This window comes from Actinophytocola sp. (assembly GCF_036555685.1).
GTDB lineage: Bacteria > Actinomycetota > Actinomycetes > Mycobacteriales > Pseudonocardiaceae > Actinophytocola.
The window spans coordinates 17,172-31,650 of sequence record NZ_DATBKY010000232.1 but is presented as its reverse complement, the minus strand read 5'-3'; the positions used below and the strand labels follow the sequence as shown (position 1 = coordinate 31,650).

At 71.4% G+C, this 14,479-nt stretch carries 10 protein-coding genes and 2 pseudogenes; 1 reads left to right on the top strand and 11 read right to left on the bottom strand.

What is annotated here, in order from left to right:
• Positions 1 to 77 precede the first annotated feature (77 nt).
• The 8 genes and pseudogenes from VH969_RS22305 to VH969_RS22280 form a co-directional block, all read right to left on the bottom strand.
• Positions 78 to 1,268, bottom strand: coding sequence for a glycosyltransferase (locus tag VH969_RS22305; RefSeq protein WP_331977303.1), 1,191 nt, complete (start codon positions 1,266 to 1,268; stop codon positions 78 to 80).
• Between the two features lie 207 nt (positions 1,269 to 1,475).
• On the bottom strand, positions 1,476 to 2,486 hold the full coding sequence (locus VH969_RS22300) for a C-terminal binding protein (protein ID WP_331977301.1): 1,011 nt from the start codon (positions 2,484 to 2,486) through the stop codon (positions 1,476 to 1,478).
• Positions 2,483 to 3,229, bottom strand: coding sequence for a hypothetical protein (locus VH969_RS34665; RefSeq protein WP_527249168.1), 747 nt, complete (start codon positions 3,227 to 3,229; stop codon positions 2,483 to 2,485). Before VH969_RS34665 ends, VH969_RS22300 begins: the two co-directional genes overlap by 4 nt.
• A gap of 9 nt (positions 3,230 to 3,238) precedes the next feature.
• Positions 3,239 to 3,811 (bottom strand): annotated as a pseudogene (locus tag VH969_RS34660) (dihydroxy-acid dehydratase domain-containing protein); the annotation flags it as partial.
• 61 nt (positions 3,812 to 3,872) lie between these two features.
• A pseudogene (locus VH969_RS34570) lies at positions 3,873 to 4,076 on the bottom strand (dihydroxy-acid dehydratase domain-containing protein); the annotation flags it as partial.
• A gap of 149 nt (positions 4,077 to 4,225) precedes the next feature.
• On the bottom strand, positions 4,226 to 5,593 hold the full coding sequence (locus VH969_RS22290; protein WP_331977299.1) for a glucose-6-phosphate dehydrogenase: 1,368 nt from the start codon (positions 5,591 to 5,593) through the stop codon (positions 4,226 to 4,228).
• Positions 5,590 to 7,419 carry a glycoside hydrolase family 15 protein gene (locus tag VH969_RS22285; RefSeq protein WP_331977297.1) on the bottom strand — a complete coding sequence of 610 codons (1,830 nt, stop codon included), beginning with the start codon at positions 7,417 to 7,419 and terminating at the stop codon, positions 5,590 to 5,592. Before VH969_RS22285 ends, VH969_RS22290 begins: the two co-directional genes overlap by 4 nt.
• A gap of 282 nt (positions 7,420 to 7,701) precedes the next feature.
• Positions 7,702 to 8,076, bottom strand: coding sequence for a response regulator (locus VH969_RS22280; protein WP_331977295.1), 375 nt, complete (start codon positions 8,074 to 8,076; stop codon positions 7,702 to 7,704).
• 326 nt (positions 8,077 to 8,402) lie between these two features.
• On the opposite strand from VH969_RS22280, the gene VH969_RS22275 reads away from it, so the two are divergent.
• Positions 8,403 to 9,368, top strand: a complete 966-nt coding sequence (locus VH969_RS22275) for an ArsR/SmtB family transcription factor (RefSeq protein WP_331977293.1) — start codon at positions 8,403 to 8,405, stop codon at positions 9,366 to 9,368.
• A 10-nt stretch (positions 9,369 to 9,378) separates the two neighbouring features.
• Here the strand turns inward: VH969_RS22275 and VH969_RS22270 are convergent, their stop codons facing one another.
• The 3 genes from VH969_RS22270 to VH969_RS22260 form a co-directional block, all read right to left on the bottom strand.
• Positions 9,379 to 10,926, bottom strand: a complete 1,548-nt coding sequence (locus VH969_RS22270) for an FAD-dependent monooxygenase (protein ID WP_331977291.1) — start codon at positions 10,924 to 10,926, stop codon at positions 9,379 to 9,381.
• Positions 10,927 to 11,027: 101 nt separating this feature from the next.
• Positions 11,028 to 12,560: an NCS2 family permease gene (locus VH969_RS22265; RefSeq protein ID WP_331977289.1), complete on the bottom strand. Its 1,533-nt coding sequence runs from the start codon at positions 12,558 to 12,560 to the stop codon at positions 11,028 to 11,030.
• Between the two features lie 281 nt (positions 12,561 to 12,841).
• Positions 12,842 to 14,479, bottom strand: coding sequence for a hypothetical protein (locus tag VH969_RS22260; protein ID WP_331977287.1), 1,638 nt, complete (start codon positions 14,477 to 14,479; stop codon positions 12,842 to 12,844).

Sequence of the window (14,479 nt, the reverse complement as noted above, 5' to 3'; positions counted from 1 at the left end):
TCGCGTGCGCGACCCAGCCTATTGGGACGGCCCGGCGACCGAGGTGATCAGCGGAGGTCACACGTTTACCGGAAGGCTCACTCGCCGGCCGCGTCGAGGAGCAGCTTCGCGGCCACCGTCGCTCCGTCGCCTCGGATCTCGCCGGACACGGCCCGCGCGCGCGTTCGGGTCTCGGCGGTCAGGGCCGTCCCGAGCGCGCCGGACAGGGACTCGGCGGTCGGGACCGGATCGTGGTGTGCCGCGCCGACGCCGAGCGCGGCGACCCGGTCCGCCCAGTACGGCTGGTCCGCGATCCGGGGCACCACCACCTGCGGCGCGCCGGCGCGGGCGGCCGTCGTGGTGGTGCCCGCGCCGCCGTGGTGCACGACGGCGGCCACCCTGGCGAACAGTGCCTGCTGGTTCACCTCGCCGACGACGAAGCAGTCCTCGGCGTCGTCGATCGAGGCCAGGCCGGCCCAGCCGCGAGCGAGCAGGACCCGGCGGCCCTGCGCGCGGCACGCCTCGATGGCCACCCGCGCGATGTCCTTCGGGGCGTACGCGGCCATGCTGCCGAAGCCCACGTACACCGGGGATTCTCCGGCGTCCAGGAACTCCGCCAGAGCCGGCGGGAGCGGCCGGTCGTCGGGCAGGATCCACGGCCCGGTCTGCACGACGTCGAGGTCCGTCATGCCCTCGGACGGGCACAGCAGCGGGTCCGCCGCCAGCCACGGCCGGCTGGTGAAGACGTAGTCGCGGACGTTGTCGAGGGGCGGCAACCCGATCGCCTCGCGGTGGCTGTCGACCGCCGGGCCGTACAAGGCGTTCACGCTCCGGGCGTCCTGCTCCCACTGCGCCTGCAGGTCGGTCTCGTCCTGCGCGGACGGCGTGCCGGGCCGCACCCCCGGCCGGAAGTGCCGCGACGGCAGCCCGAAGATGTGGAAGCACCCGTACACGTAGCGGATGCCGAGCTGGTCGGCCACGTCGCGCGCCCCGGCCGGCATCAGGCCCGACGCCAGCAGCACGTCACATCCCTCGGCCGCCGCGGCGAGCGTCTCGAACCGCGCGGCGACGAGCTGGGCCGCGAGCTGGAAGGCGTCGGGCAACTCGCCGGTCACCACCGAACGCACCGAGGGCCCGAGCGGCACCATCGGCACCCCGGCCCGCGCCAGCAAATCCACGAAATCCTCGTCCGGCGGCGCGCACACCCGCGCCTCCACGCCGAGCTCACGCAAACCAACCGCGAGCCCCGCCAGCGGCTCGACATCCCCACGCGATCCCCATGTCGTCATCAACACACGCACTTGGCGACTCCCATTTCCCCTGGTACCGGCGTTCGGCCGCGGATTCTGCGGCACGACCCGGGTCTTGCCGCAAGCCCCCCGGTCCGCTATAAGTTGAAGTGGGCAGGGAGATGTCGTCCCGCCATGTGTCTCCACTCTGGACAGACAGCCCCGCGACACCGGCACGGTCAAGGGTCGTGAACCACGTGCCGTCGTTCACGACGGGCCGGGATGGACGATGGCGAGCTGGGCCGCGTTCACCGGCGAGAGCGGCGGCGTTCCGGTCAGCACCCGCGCCACCTCGTGAGCGGCGAAGTCGCGGACCGTGCGGATCGCCTCGTCGGAGTAGTAGGCCGCGTGCGGCGTGATGATCACGTTGTCCAGACCGAACAGCGGGTTCACGGGCTCCCAGTCCCGCAGCTTGGCGGGTTCCTCCTCGATGTCGTCCAGCCCGGCACCGGCGATCCAGCCCCCCTTCAGCGCCGCGTACAGGGCGTCGTCGCTGACGATCGGCCCGCGAGCCGTGTTGACGAGGATCGACGTCGGCTTCATGCGGCGGAGCTCCGGCTCGCCGATGAGGTGATGGGTCTGCTTGGTCAGCGGTGCCTGGATCACCAGGTAGTCGGACCGCTCGAGCAGCTCGTCGAACGAGGCCGGCTGGGCGCCGTGCGCCGCCACGTCCTGCGGCGACATGTACGGATCATGGGCGATGACGAGCATGCCGAACGCGTGCGCCCGGACCGCGACGGCCTGCGCGATGGCACCGAACGCCAGGAGCCCGAGGGTGCGTCCCTGCAGCCGGTGGATCGGCTCGCCGGACTGCCATCGCCAGGTTCCGGTACGCGTCGCACGGTCGTAGCGGCAGATCTTCCTGGCGGCGGCGAGAAGCAGCGCCATGGCGTGGTCGGCGACCTCGTTCTGGCACCAGTCGTTCGGGACGTTGGTGACCAGGATGCCGCGCCGCGTGGCCGCGTCCACGTCGACGATGTCGACGCCGGTGCCGTACCGCGCGATGACCTTGCAGCGGGTGAAGGCGTCGACCGTCCTGGCCCCGACCGTGGCGTACTGGGCGATGATCGCGTCCGCGTCCCGCGCGGCTTCGATGACGTCGTCCTCGGTCTTGCAGTCGGCGGCGGCCAGCCGGAGGCCGGCGTCTTCGATGATCGCCCGCTCGATGTCGACGTCACCGAAGTCGTAGTCCGCGATGACGACGGTCTGCGGCGTCATGTAATCGAAGCTCCCTCGGAAGTGCCGCGGGCGACGCGCGAGTACAGGGAGAGGATCCCGCTGTCGTGGCGTGGCCCCGGCGGCTTCCAGATGGCACGGAGCTCCGCGAGTATCGCCTCGACCTCGCCCACCGGGCGCTGCTCGCCTTTGGTGCCGACGATGGCCAGGCGGCGTTCGGGGGCGTTGATCTCGATGAGGTCGTTCTCCTCGACGAACGCGATGGGGCCGCCGTCCAGTGCTTCCGGTGCGACGTGCCCGATGCAGGGTCCGGTCATGGCGCCGGAGTATCGGCCGTCGGTGACGATCGCGGTGGTGGTGTTCAGGTGCCGGTCGGCGGAGAGGATGGCGGCCGCGTAGTACATCTCCGGCATGCCGTTCGCGCGCGGTCCCTCATAGCGGATGACGAGGACGTCCCCCGGCGATATCCTCCGCTTCACGAGCGCGTGGATCGCCTCCTCCTCGAAGTCGAACACGCGTGCGGGTCCGATGTGGACGCGCATTTCCCTCGGTACCGAGAACGTCTTGATCATCGCGCCGCCCGGTGCGAGGTTGCCGTACAGCACGGCGACTCCACCGTCGGCGCCGAACGGGTCGGACAGCGGGCGGATGATCTCCTCCCGGGCCACCTTGACGTTGTTCAGGTAGCCGCGCCGCTCGGTGAAGAAGAACGGGTCGTGCTCGATGTCGTCCAGGTTCTCGCCCAGCGTCTTGCCGGTGACCGTGAGACAGCCGAGGTGCAGCATCTCCTGGAGCTCGAGCATGACCGCGGGCACGCCGCCCGCGTACCACAGGTACTCGGCCGGGTACCGCCCCGTCGACATCACGTTGGCCAGGACCGGAACCCGCCGGTGGATGCGGTCGAAGTCGTCGATGGTGACCTCGATGCCCGCCTCCCCGCGATCGGCGGCACGTGCAGGAGGGCGTTGGTCGACCCGCCGACGGCAGCGTGCACGATGATCGCGTTCTCGAACGCCTCCCGGGTGAGGATGCGCCGTGGCGTGAGGTCCTGGTGGATCAGCGAGACGAGCTGTTTGCCGCTCGCCCGGGCGTACCGCAGCAGCTTGGTCAGCGGCGCCGGCACGAGCGTGGACCGCCAGCCCGAGCGCCTCGGCCAGCACCTGCCCGGTGCTGGCGCTGCCCATGAACTGGCACGCCCCGCACGTCGGGCAGGCGCCGCGCTGCGCGCGCTGGAGGTCCTGCCGGGGCAGCTCGCCCCGTTCGACCGCGGCGCCCATCTCCCACATCTGGTTGGACGTTATGTAGTTGGGCGCGTTCAGCTGCGTGCCGCCGGGCAGGTGGATGGCCGGGAGGTCGCAGCGTGCGATCGCGAGCAGGTGCGCGGAAACCGACTTGTCGTTGCCCGGAGACCAGCACCATGCCGTCGTGGGGATGCCCGAGCGCGTGGATCGCGACCATCGCCGCCATGATGTCGCGGGAGATGAGCGAGTAGCTCATGCCGTCCGTGGCCTGGACGACACCGTCGCAGATGTCGCTGACCGCGAAGACGCCCGGCTTCCCGCCGGCCTCGTAGACGCCGTTGCTGACTTCCTCGACCAGCTCCCGGAAATGGAACGTGCCCGGGTGGCCCATGCCGTACCGCTGTCCACGAGGACCTGCGGCTTGCCGAGATCCTCCTCGGTCCAGTTCATCCCGAGGCGCAGCGCGTCGCCCTGGTGGTTGACCCTGCGCAGCCGCTGGCTCCGCAGCTGCGGTCCACTATGGACCATCGATCTTCCCTTCTAGCCGTTCCGGTCCCGGCGCCGGGGATCGGGCCCGGCCGAGCCGGCGGGGTACTCCCCGAGCGGGACGAGGTCTTTCGACCAGGCCGCCAGCACGGGGGTCAGCACGCGCCAGGCTTCTTCCGCCTCGTCACCGCGGATGGACAGGGCCGCGTTCCCCTCCAGCACGTCCAGCAGCAGCCGGCCGTAGGCGGGCAGCTCGGGCGGGTCGATCTGGGCGGTCAGCGTCAGCGGGGCGAACGTGCTCGCCCGGGCCCCGATGCCCGTCAGGTCCAGGGTCAGGTCCTCGGGGTCGAGCCCGAACCGCAGCACGTTGGGCAGCGCCTCACCGCCGTGCCCGAGGGGCAGGTGCGGCACGTGCCGGAACCGCACGGCCACCTCCTTGCGGTCGATCCCGAGCGCCTTCCCGGAGCGGAGCCGGAATACCGTCCCCGGCCACCGCCAGTTGTCCAGCTCGAGCTCCACCTCGGCGAAGGTCTCGGTGCGGCGTGCCGGGTCCACGCCGGCCTCGTCGACGTAGGCCGGGACGCCGTGACCTGCCGTGTAGCGGGCGCGGCGCGTGTGGTGGACGATGTCGGCGTCGGTGAGCGGCCGCACCGAACGCAGGACGTCGAGCTTGCGGTCGCGCAGGTCTCGCTCGCCCAGGCTGATCGGCGGTTCCATGGCGACGAGGCAGAGCAGCTGCAGCAGGTGGTTCTGCACCATGTCCTTGAGCGCGCCGACACCGTCGTAGTAGCCCGCCCTGCCCTCCAGTGCCAGCGACTCGTCCCAGATGATGTCGACCTCGGCGATGTGCGTGGAGTTCCAGACGGGCTCCAGCATCCGGTTGGCCAGCCGGGTGCCGAGCACGTTCTGGACCGTGGTCATCGCCAGGAAGTGGTCGATGCGGAACACCGCCTGCTCGGGCACGACCTCGGCGAGCAGCTGGTTCAGCGTCACCGCGCTGTCCAGGTCCTCGCCGAACGGCTTCTCCAGGACGATCTTGCTGCCGGCCGGCAGGTCCGCCTCGTGCAGAGCGGACACCGCCGCGGGGAACACCGCCGGAGGCAGCGCCAGGTACGCGGCGACCGGACCGTCACCGGCGACGACGTCCGCGACCGCCGCGGGGCTGGTGACATCCGCCCGCCGGTAGCTCGACGACGACACGACGGCCTCCCGGGCCGCCGCCGGGAACTCCGCGGCGTGCCGGTCGAGCTGGGCGGCGGCCCACCGCCGGAACTCGTCGCTGTCCCAGTCGTGCCGGCTGGCGCCGATCAGCTGGAAGCCGTCACCCAGATGCCCGCCGGCCCGCAGCGCGGCGAGCCCGGGCAGCAGGTACCGCGCGGTGAGGTCGCCGGTCGCCCCGAAGATCGCCAGCCGCTCCTTCATCCCGGTTCACCCGCCCCGGCCCGGGCGAGGGTCACGCCACTGGCGATCACGCCGATATGGCTGAACGCCTGCGGGAAGTTCCCGACGAACTCACCCGTCGACGGATCGATCTGCTCCGGCAGCAGGCCGAGCGGGCTGGCCCGGGCACACAGCGAGGCGTACAGCTCCTGCGCCTCGACGAGCCGGCCCTGCAAGGCCAGGTTGTCGACCAGCCAGAAGCTGCACAGCAGGAACGCGCCCTCGTCACCGGTGATGCCGTCCGGAGAGTCGTCGTGCAGGTAGCGGTAGAGCAGGCCGCCGCCGGCCGACAGGCGCTCGGCGACCGCCGCGGCGGTCGCCACCACGCGCGGGTGGCTCGCGGGGACGACCCGTCGCAGCGGAAGGGCCAGCAGGCTGGCGTCGAGGCTGCCGTCGCCGTCGAGATGTTCGCTCAGTGTCTGGGTTTCCTCGTTCCAGGACTCGTCCAGGATGATCTCGCGCAGCTTGCCCGCGGCCGCCCGCCAGGCCGCCACCGGCCCGCTCAGGTCCAGCCGCTCGCTGATCGCCGCGGCCCGGTCCAGCGCCACCTGGCACATGGCCGCCGAGTAGGTGAAGACCCGGCCCTCGCTCCGTATCTCCCAGATGCCCTGGTCAGGCTGGCGCCAGGCCTCGCGGGCCGCCTCGGCCAGGTTGACCAGCTCCGTCCACAGCGGCTGCTCCAGCTCGCCGCCGGCGCGCACCCACTGGTCGGCGCAGTCCAGGACCTCGCCGTAGACGTCGTGCTGGCGCTGGTCCGCCGCGCCGTTGCCCCACCGCACCGGAGCGGAGCGCCGGTAGCCCTCGAGCTCCGCGTCCTCCCATTCCGCGGGGACGGGCGCGCCGTCGAGGTCGTACATGATCCGGGGGTGGCGGCTTTGCTCGAAGGCGTCCAGCACCCAGCCCAGGAACGCGTCCGCCTCGTCCGCGAACCCGATCCGGCGCATGGCGAACACCGTGTAGGCCGCGTCCCGGATCCAGGTGTAGCGGTAGTCCCAGTTCCGCACCCCGCCGACCGGCGCCGGCAACGAGGACGTGGGCGCGGCGACGATCGATCCGTTCACCCAGTGGTCGCACAGCTTCAACGTGATCGCGGCCCGGCGCACCATCGGCTCGGCCGGGCCGTCGTAGGTGAACCGCGTCATCCACCGGCGCCACGCGCCGGTGGTGGCCGCCAGCATCGCGTCCGCGTCGAACCGGTGGTGGCGGTGCGTGCGGCCCCACGACAGCACCAGGTCGAACGAGTCGCCCTGCCGCAGGTCGTGGCTGCCGTGCAGGCCGCTCAGCGGGAGCGTGGACCGCAGATGCAGCCGCAGGTCCGGCCGTCGCGCGGGCGTGACCACCAGGCCGCTGGCGGCGAGCCGTGCCTGGGCGCCGCCCCGGGGCGCGAGGTCCACCCGCAGCCGGACGCTGCCGTGCAGGACCACCACCGAGCGGACCAGCTCGCCGCGGCCGGCGGGAGCGTCGTCGGTGAGGTCGGCGCCGGGGCGCAGGGCCAGCGCATCGGTGATCCGGACCGTGCCGGTGGCGGTACGCATCTCGGTGACCAGCACGCCGGTGTCGGGCTCGTAGCGCTGCCGCGCCTCGGTCAGGCCGTCCGGGGTGATGCTGAAATGACCACCACGGTCGCGGTCCAGCAAGCCGCACAGGAGCGGCTCGGAGTCGAAGCGCGGAAGGCACAGCCAGCAGATGCCGCCGTCCAGGCCGACCAGCGCCACGGTCGAGCCGTCACCGATCAGCCCGAGGTCCTCGAGCGGCGGGTAGCCGTCACGGGTTCGAACCGGCCGAAAGGAGGGGTCAGGCTCGAGCATGCGCGCGGACCTCGCGGGCCACTGCGGCGTCCTGCAGCTTCTCGACCGTGAGCATGGCCCCCCTAGCTTTGTCGGAAAGCGCACGGACATATCTGCATCCCCGGCTTAACAAGGTCACCGCGATGCCACATCACCCGTCCGGGGTGACGCGAACACCCCGATGGCGATCACGGCGCCCGCGATCAACCCACTCGGCTCGCCATCCACACAAAGCCCGCAAATCAGGCGAAACGTCTGCGCCACCTGCTGCCGGCGCGATTGCCGTGCCTGAGCGGATGCTCCTCAGGCGTCCGCGGCGGGGCGAGAGCCGCCTGCCCGCCGGATCGCCGCGATGATCGTTGCGTTGGGCACGCCCTTCACCAGGAAGTCGCTGAGCCCGAGGCGGTCGCAGTCCGGGCGGGACAGCGCGGTGGCGTCGCCGGTCAGCACGATCAGCCTCGCGTCCGGCGCGACCCGGCGGATCCGGTCGGCGGCGACCACACCGTTTCCGGGCATGTGAACGTCGAGGACGGCCACGTCGGGAAGGTGGGCGGCGGCGAGCTCGACAGCCTCGTCGGCAGACGCCGCCGCGAGCACCCGCATGTCGGGCTCGGCCTCGATGACATAGGTGAGCGCCTGTCGCATTTGGACCGAGTCATCCGCGATGAGTACCTTCATCGCAGCAGTTCCCGGCTGCGACAGCCGTCGCGACCGGCGTCGGCCAACCTCGTCATGGTCGCACTGTCCGTTCCCCGCGCGAGCGGCGCAAGATGTGAACGCAGCGTCGTGGCTCACCAATCCGCAGGTAGGACGTGGTGCAGGCACATCATCCGAGCCGGACCATCCGACGGGTCACCCGCCCGTGTCCCGCGGTGGCCTGCTGTCCGATTTGGACGCCTCACGGACGCGCGACCGGGTGGCGTTCCGGCTGTGCTCCGCAGCCGGCCGCGGGCGGGGCGGGATTCAGCGGTACGGGCGCTATGGTGGACCGTCAGGGGGACGGCATGCTGCGAATCCTGTTCACCGCGCACGACTTCGCGTCGACGCGCTTCCTGCCCGAGCCGGCTCCGTCGCTGGAGCTGAAGTTCGCGGCTCGGGGGCTGCGCCGCGGGATCCGTGCGCCGTGGGGCGAGCGGTGGCGCTGCAACGCGCTGGCGGCGGTCCCGAAGTCGGCGCGGCCGGCGGTGCGGCAGCTCGGCGGACACTTCTCCTGGGCGTTGACGCCCACTCTCGCCGCCAGCACGGATCTCGACGAGGGGATGGATACCGTGCTGGGTTTCGGCCGGGAGCGGGTGCGCGAGGAACTGGCGCTGTTCTTCGGCGCTCCCAACTCGGGTGTTCCGCTGTTGCTCAGGTACGCCGTCGAGGGTGACCGCGACGCCGGACGGGTGCTGGTGCACGGGACGAGAACCGCGTTCAGCGCGACGATGCAGCCGTACTGGGCCGATGTCCGGGCCAACCACCACCACGAGCTGGCCCAGCACGGGCGGCTGCTGGCAAGCCGCGGGGTCGCAGCCGCGCTCACCACGATGCTGCCCGGGGCGAGCTGGCGCGGGGACTGCCTGCGGATCGACAGCCCGCAGGACCGCACGGTCCGGTTGGCCGGGCGGGGACTGGTGATCACGCCGAGCGCGTTCTGGACGGGACCGCCGCTGGTGGGTGAGCTGCCCGAGCAGCCGGTCCTGCTGGCCTACCCGGCACCGGCCGCGCTGGGCATCCGGGTCGGTGGCGAGTCCGACACCCTCGCGGCGATCCTCGGGACGACCCGGGCGGCGGTGCTGCGCCTGCTGGCGGCCGAGCACACCACCGGTGACATCGCGCGGGAGCTCGGCATCAGCGCGGCGTCGGCGTCGGAGCACAGCGCGGCGCTGCGGGCGGCCCGGTTGGTCTCCAGTCGCCGCGACGGCAAGGCGGTGCTCCACCACGCGACGGTCCTGGGCCAGGACCTGGTCAGGCTCAACACCGGGTGACCGCAGGTGTTCAGCGTGTGCCGAACCAGGTGGCGAGCGCGGTACGCAGGGACTCACGCTCGGCTTCGTCCGGGCGTGGCGTGTCGGTGGCCCACGCGATGTGGCAGTCGGGGCGCAGCAGCAATGCCGTGGGCGTGGCGTGCTGGGTGCGGGCGACGATGGTCTCCACACGGTCGCGCCACCCGACCGCCGCTGTCGCGAGCGACGCGTCCTCGGTGAGGTCGAGCAGCAGCGGGCGGGCGGCCGTGGTCAGCTCGGCGAGCCGGACTTGGCCGTTGTCGGTCTTGAGCAGCAGGTCGGGAGCCCACCGGCCGACGAGCGGGTGAGCGCACTCGGTGCCCATGTCGTAGCGGATGTCCGCACCCGCCATCATGTTCGCGATGCGCGCCACGGTGTGCTGGTCACGCAGTAGCTCGGCGAACAGTTCGCGCAATGCCGTTACCTCGGTGCCGGGGGCCAGCAGCGCGAGCTGGGCCTGGCTGTGCATGGCTACTCGCTCACCGACCGGCCGCCGCTCGGTGTCGTAGGTGTGCAGCAGCCCGGCCGGTGCCCGGCCCTGGATCACGGCCGCCAGCTTCCAGCCCAGGTTGACCGCGTCCTGCAGGCCGAGGTTGAGTCCCGGTCCGCCGATCACGAAGTGCACGTGGGCGGCGTCGCCAACCAGCAGCACCCGGCCGTGGCGATACCGGTCGGCCAGGCGGGTGTGGACGCCGACCGAGCGATCCAGGCGATGCGGTCCCCCACCATCGGGTGGCCGCAGCGGCAGGTCCGCGCCGCCCATGACGCGGTAGACGCTGTCGTGTAGCTCCTCGAGCGTCAACGACGCGTCGGTGTCGATCCCGCCGGTCGTCCACTCGAGAGTGAACACCAGGTCCGGCCGGGACGGAAGCCGTGCGTAGGCGAAGACTCCCTGTTCGGTGCGGTGGTACATCGGTGAGATGAAGCCATGGCCAGGCAGGTTCAGGCCGCCGGTGGCCGGGTCGACGAACTCGTCGGGCACGGCCACGTCCGCGATGCGCACGACGATGTCATCGCTTGCCGCGCCGGGAAATCCGATGCCGGCGAGTTTGCGGGTCGTGCTGTGTGCGCCGTCCGCGCCGACCACGTAGCGGCTGCTGAGCGCATAACGCCCGTCCGGGCCGGCGACCTCGACGGTGACGGTGTCGGCGTGCTGGGACAGGCCGGTCAGCTCGTGGCCCCGGCGCACCTCGACGCCCAGCTCGGCGGCGCGTTCGGCCAGTACCGACTCGATACGAGTCTGCGGTACGGGCAGCAGATAGAACGGGTTGTCGTCGAGCACGTGCAGGTCCATGGGCACGGCGCCGAAGAAGAACGCCGGGATCGGTTGCGGTGGCTCGGCTTTCCCGGCCAGTGGTCGGTACAGACCGCGGCGATCGAGCATCCGGACCACCTGGCCGACCAGGCCGTTGGCCCGGTTCTCCCGCCTCGGCTCGGGCAGCCGCTCCAGCACGACCGGACGCACGCCGGCCAGGCGCAGCTCGCAGGCGAGCATCAGCCCGCCCGGACCGGCACCGGCGATCACGACATCGGCAACCATCGCAACGCTCCTCGGACGGCGGAATCGGCCACGATTGTGGCGCTCTCGCCGGCACACCCGGAAACGTTTCGGCCACACCCGAAATGACCGCCACCTGAACGTCAGCCGCTGATTCCGAACAGTTCCCGCAGTGGATGCACTGCGAAGTAGAGGAGGAACAGGGCGGACACGATCCACAGGAGAGGGTGGATCTCGCGGGCGCGGCCCTGGAACGCACGAAACACGACGTAGCTGATCAGACCGGCGCCGATGCCGACCGAGATCGAGTAGGTGAACGGCATCAGCACGGCGGTCAGCAGTGCGGGGATCACCACGGCGACGTCGGTGAAGTCGATGCGCCGGATCTGGGACACCATGGCCAGGCCGACCACGACGAGGGCCGGCGTGGCCGCCTCGAACGGGATGACCGTGACGAGCGGGGTGAAGAACATCGCGGCGAGGAACAGCACGCCGGTGAGCAGGCTGGCGACACCCGTCCGGGCGCCCTCGCCGATGCCCGCGGAGGACTCGATGTAGGTCGTGTTCGACGAGCTGGAGGCCGCCCCGCCGGCCGCGGCCGCGAGCGAGTCCACGAACAGCACCCGGCCCACGCCCGGGACGTGGCCCTGCTTGTCCAGCAGGCCGGCCTGGCTGCTCAGGCCGACCACGGTGCCCATCGTGTCGAAGAAGTCCGACAGCATCAGTGCGAACACGATCATGACGGCGGCCAGCGCGCCGATGCGGGTGAAGCCGCCCACGAGGTCGAAGTTCCCGAGCAGCTGCAGATCAGGCAACGCGAACCAGTCCGTCGGCACCTGCGGCACGTTGAGGCGCCAGCCGGTCGGCGACGGCTGCCCGTCCACGATCGCCGGTCCGGGGTGGAACAAGGTCTCGACCACGATGGCGACGACCGTGGCGGACAGGATCCCGATGATGATCGCGCCGCGCACCTGGCGTATCACCAGGATCGCGGTGACCGCGAGGCCGACCACGAACACCAACGTCGGCCACCCCTGCAGCTCGCCGCCGATCCCGAAGGTCACCGGGACGGTCGTACCGGCTTCGTCGGGGATGCGGCGGACCACGCCCGAGTCGACGAAACCGATGAACGCGATGAACAGACCGATGCCGACACTGATCGCGGTCTTCAGGTCGCCCGGGATCGCGTGCAGCACCGCGGTCCGGATCTTGGTGAGCACGAGCAGGATCACGAGCACGCCCTCGATGACCACCAGGCCCATCGCTTCGGGCCACGACATCTGGCTGGCGACGCCGACGGCGACGAACGAGTTCAACCCCAGCCCGACCGCGAGCGCGAACGGATACCGCCCCACGAGGCCCATCAGGATGGTCAGCACACCGGCGGTCAGCGCGGTGACCCCGGCCACCGCGATCGTGCTCTCGCCGACGTCGTCACCGCCGGCGATGAACGAGCCGTCGCGGTCCACGACGGTACCGATGATCAACGGGTTGAGCACCACGATGTACGACATCGCGAAGAAGGTGGTGAACCCGCCGCGGACCTCGCGGCCGATTGTGGACCCGCGCTCGGTGACGTCGAAGAAGCTGTCCACGGCCCCGCCCGGACGCCGATGCCGGTGCGCATCCGGTCTGAGGTCCCGCTCGGTGTTCGGTCGCAGGTGGTGGGTGCTCATCGACGCCGCCTCCTCGAAGACCTGTGGCAGCTGGGTCGACCACGGGCGTGCGAACACACCGGCGGCCGTCGGGCGGAGCACAGACTAGACCCACCGAATCCCGAATCAAGGCCGACGACAGAGCCGTTTGCACCCGCGTACCTGCGTGCGGCGCAGGCGATCTTGCGCGCCGGGGTCGCACGGCGTCCTCGTCCACGGCGTCCTCGTCCACAGCGTCCTCGTCCACAGTGGAGAGCGCCGCCCGGTGGGACGGCGGGCGCACCAGGCCCGCACCCGACTCGCTACGCGGGACGGAGCGTCGCCCCGCAGGACCGGCGCGGCGCGTCACCCAGCACCAGGTGCCGGGCCGCGGCGCGACTCGCGGCCGCGCGCAGCTCCGGCAGCGTCCCCGGCGTGTCCAGCGCGTCGGTTCGGACGAGGTCGGCGCTCGTGGCGGAGTAGCGATGCACCACGGTGTAGCCGCTCGTCGCACGCGGGTCGGTCAACAGCCCGGTGCGCGTGGACCAGCCACCGTGCGCGTGGATGATCGTGGGCCGCACCCGGGCGAACACGTGATCGCGAAGCCCCGCCATGTCGCCGGCGGCCCAGTACCCGGCGACTCTCCGGTCGGCGAGCCCGGCCAGGTCGACGACGCGAAGCCGGCTCGTGAGGGCCGTGCCGCCGATGTCGGGCAGCACGACCGACCCGTTCCGCGCACCGAGGATCCGCGCGTACTCGTCGTACACCCGGGCCTGGTCCACGACAGCGCACAACGGGACGGTGGGCCCGCGGCTGAACCGGTCCGCACGCTGCTGCCAGGTGATCGCGGTCAGCACGCAGGCGAGGACGGTGCACGTCGCGAGGACGGCATGCCCGCGGACCGACATCTCCCGCGTCACGGCCGCCACGGCGACGGCAGCGGTCAGTGCGGCCAGGGGCCAGATGGGGGATGCGAACCGGAGCTCGCCCATCCAGTCGCGCACGAGCACGACGAAGGAGAGCACCGCGAGAGCCAGCGGCACCGCGAGCACCACGACCGTGCGCCGTGCCGGTGAGGGCCGGGCCAGCACCGCGCCCACGCACGCGACCGCGATCAGCACCAGTGGCCATCCGACGTAGTCGATCAGGTTGATCGCCTGGTGGACGGCTGTGACATGCGGGACGTGCTGTGCTTTGGCCATCGCGGTGTTCGGCAGCAGCGCATGGAACGTCAGCACGCGCCACAGCAGGTATGCGCCCATGGGCACGGCGAACGCGGCGATCGAGACGGCCGCCGCCCGCGCCGTCCGAAGCAGGATTCCCTTACGCACGAACGAGGCGACGACGATCGGGTACGCGGCGGCATAGAGGAGTCCTTCGGGCCGGGTCAGCGCCGCCAGTGCCGCCAGCAGCCCGCACGTCACCGCGGTGCGCGCGGTCAGCAGGCAGTCCGCCATGGCTGCGCGCACCAGGACCGCAGCCAGCCAGGCGACCGCGAGCGCCATGAGCGAGTTCTCCAGCCCGGAGAAGCTCCAGATGACGAACGACGGAGTGAGCGCGACAGCCGTGCCCGCGACGAGCGCGACGAGCACGGGGCGGTGGCATGCGGCGGTGGCCGCCCGATACAGCGCGATGTACACGCCGACGCAGCACAGCAGCGCCACTCCCTTGGGGTACAACACGTAGTCCGGCACGCCGAACCACGCGCCGCGGTCGAACAAACCGACCAGCCGGCCCACCGCGAGAACGGCCAGCCACGCCGGGTCGGAATAGCCTTCCACCGCGGGCCCGCCCGCCTGCAGCACCGGACCGGCCCCGGTGGTGATCGACCGCGCATATGCGAAAGTGATTCCCGCGTCGTCCACGATCCACCGCCCGTAGGCAAGCGCGTGCGCGACGGTGACCAACGTCGGAACCAGGACGGCGGATATCCCGCCGAACCACGGCGGAAACGAGACCAC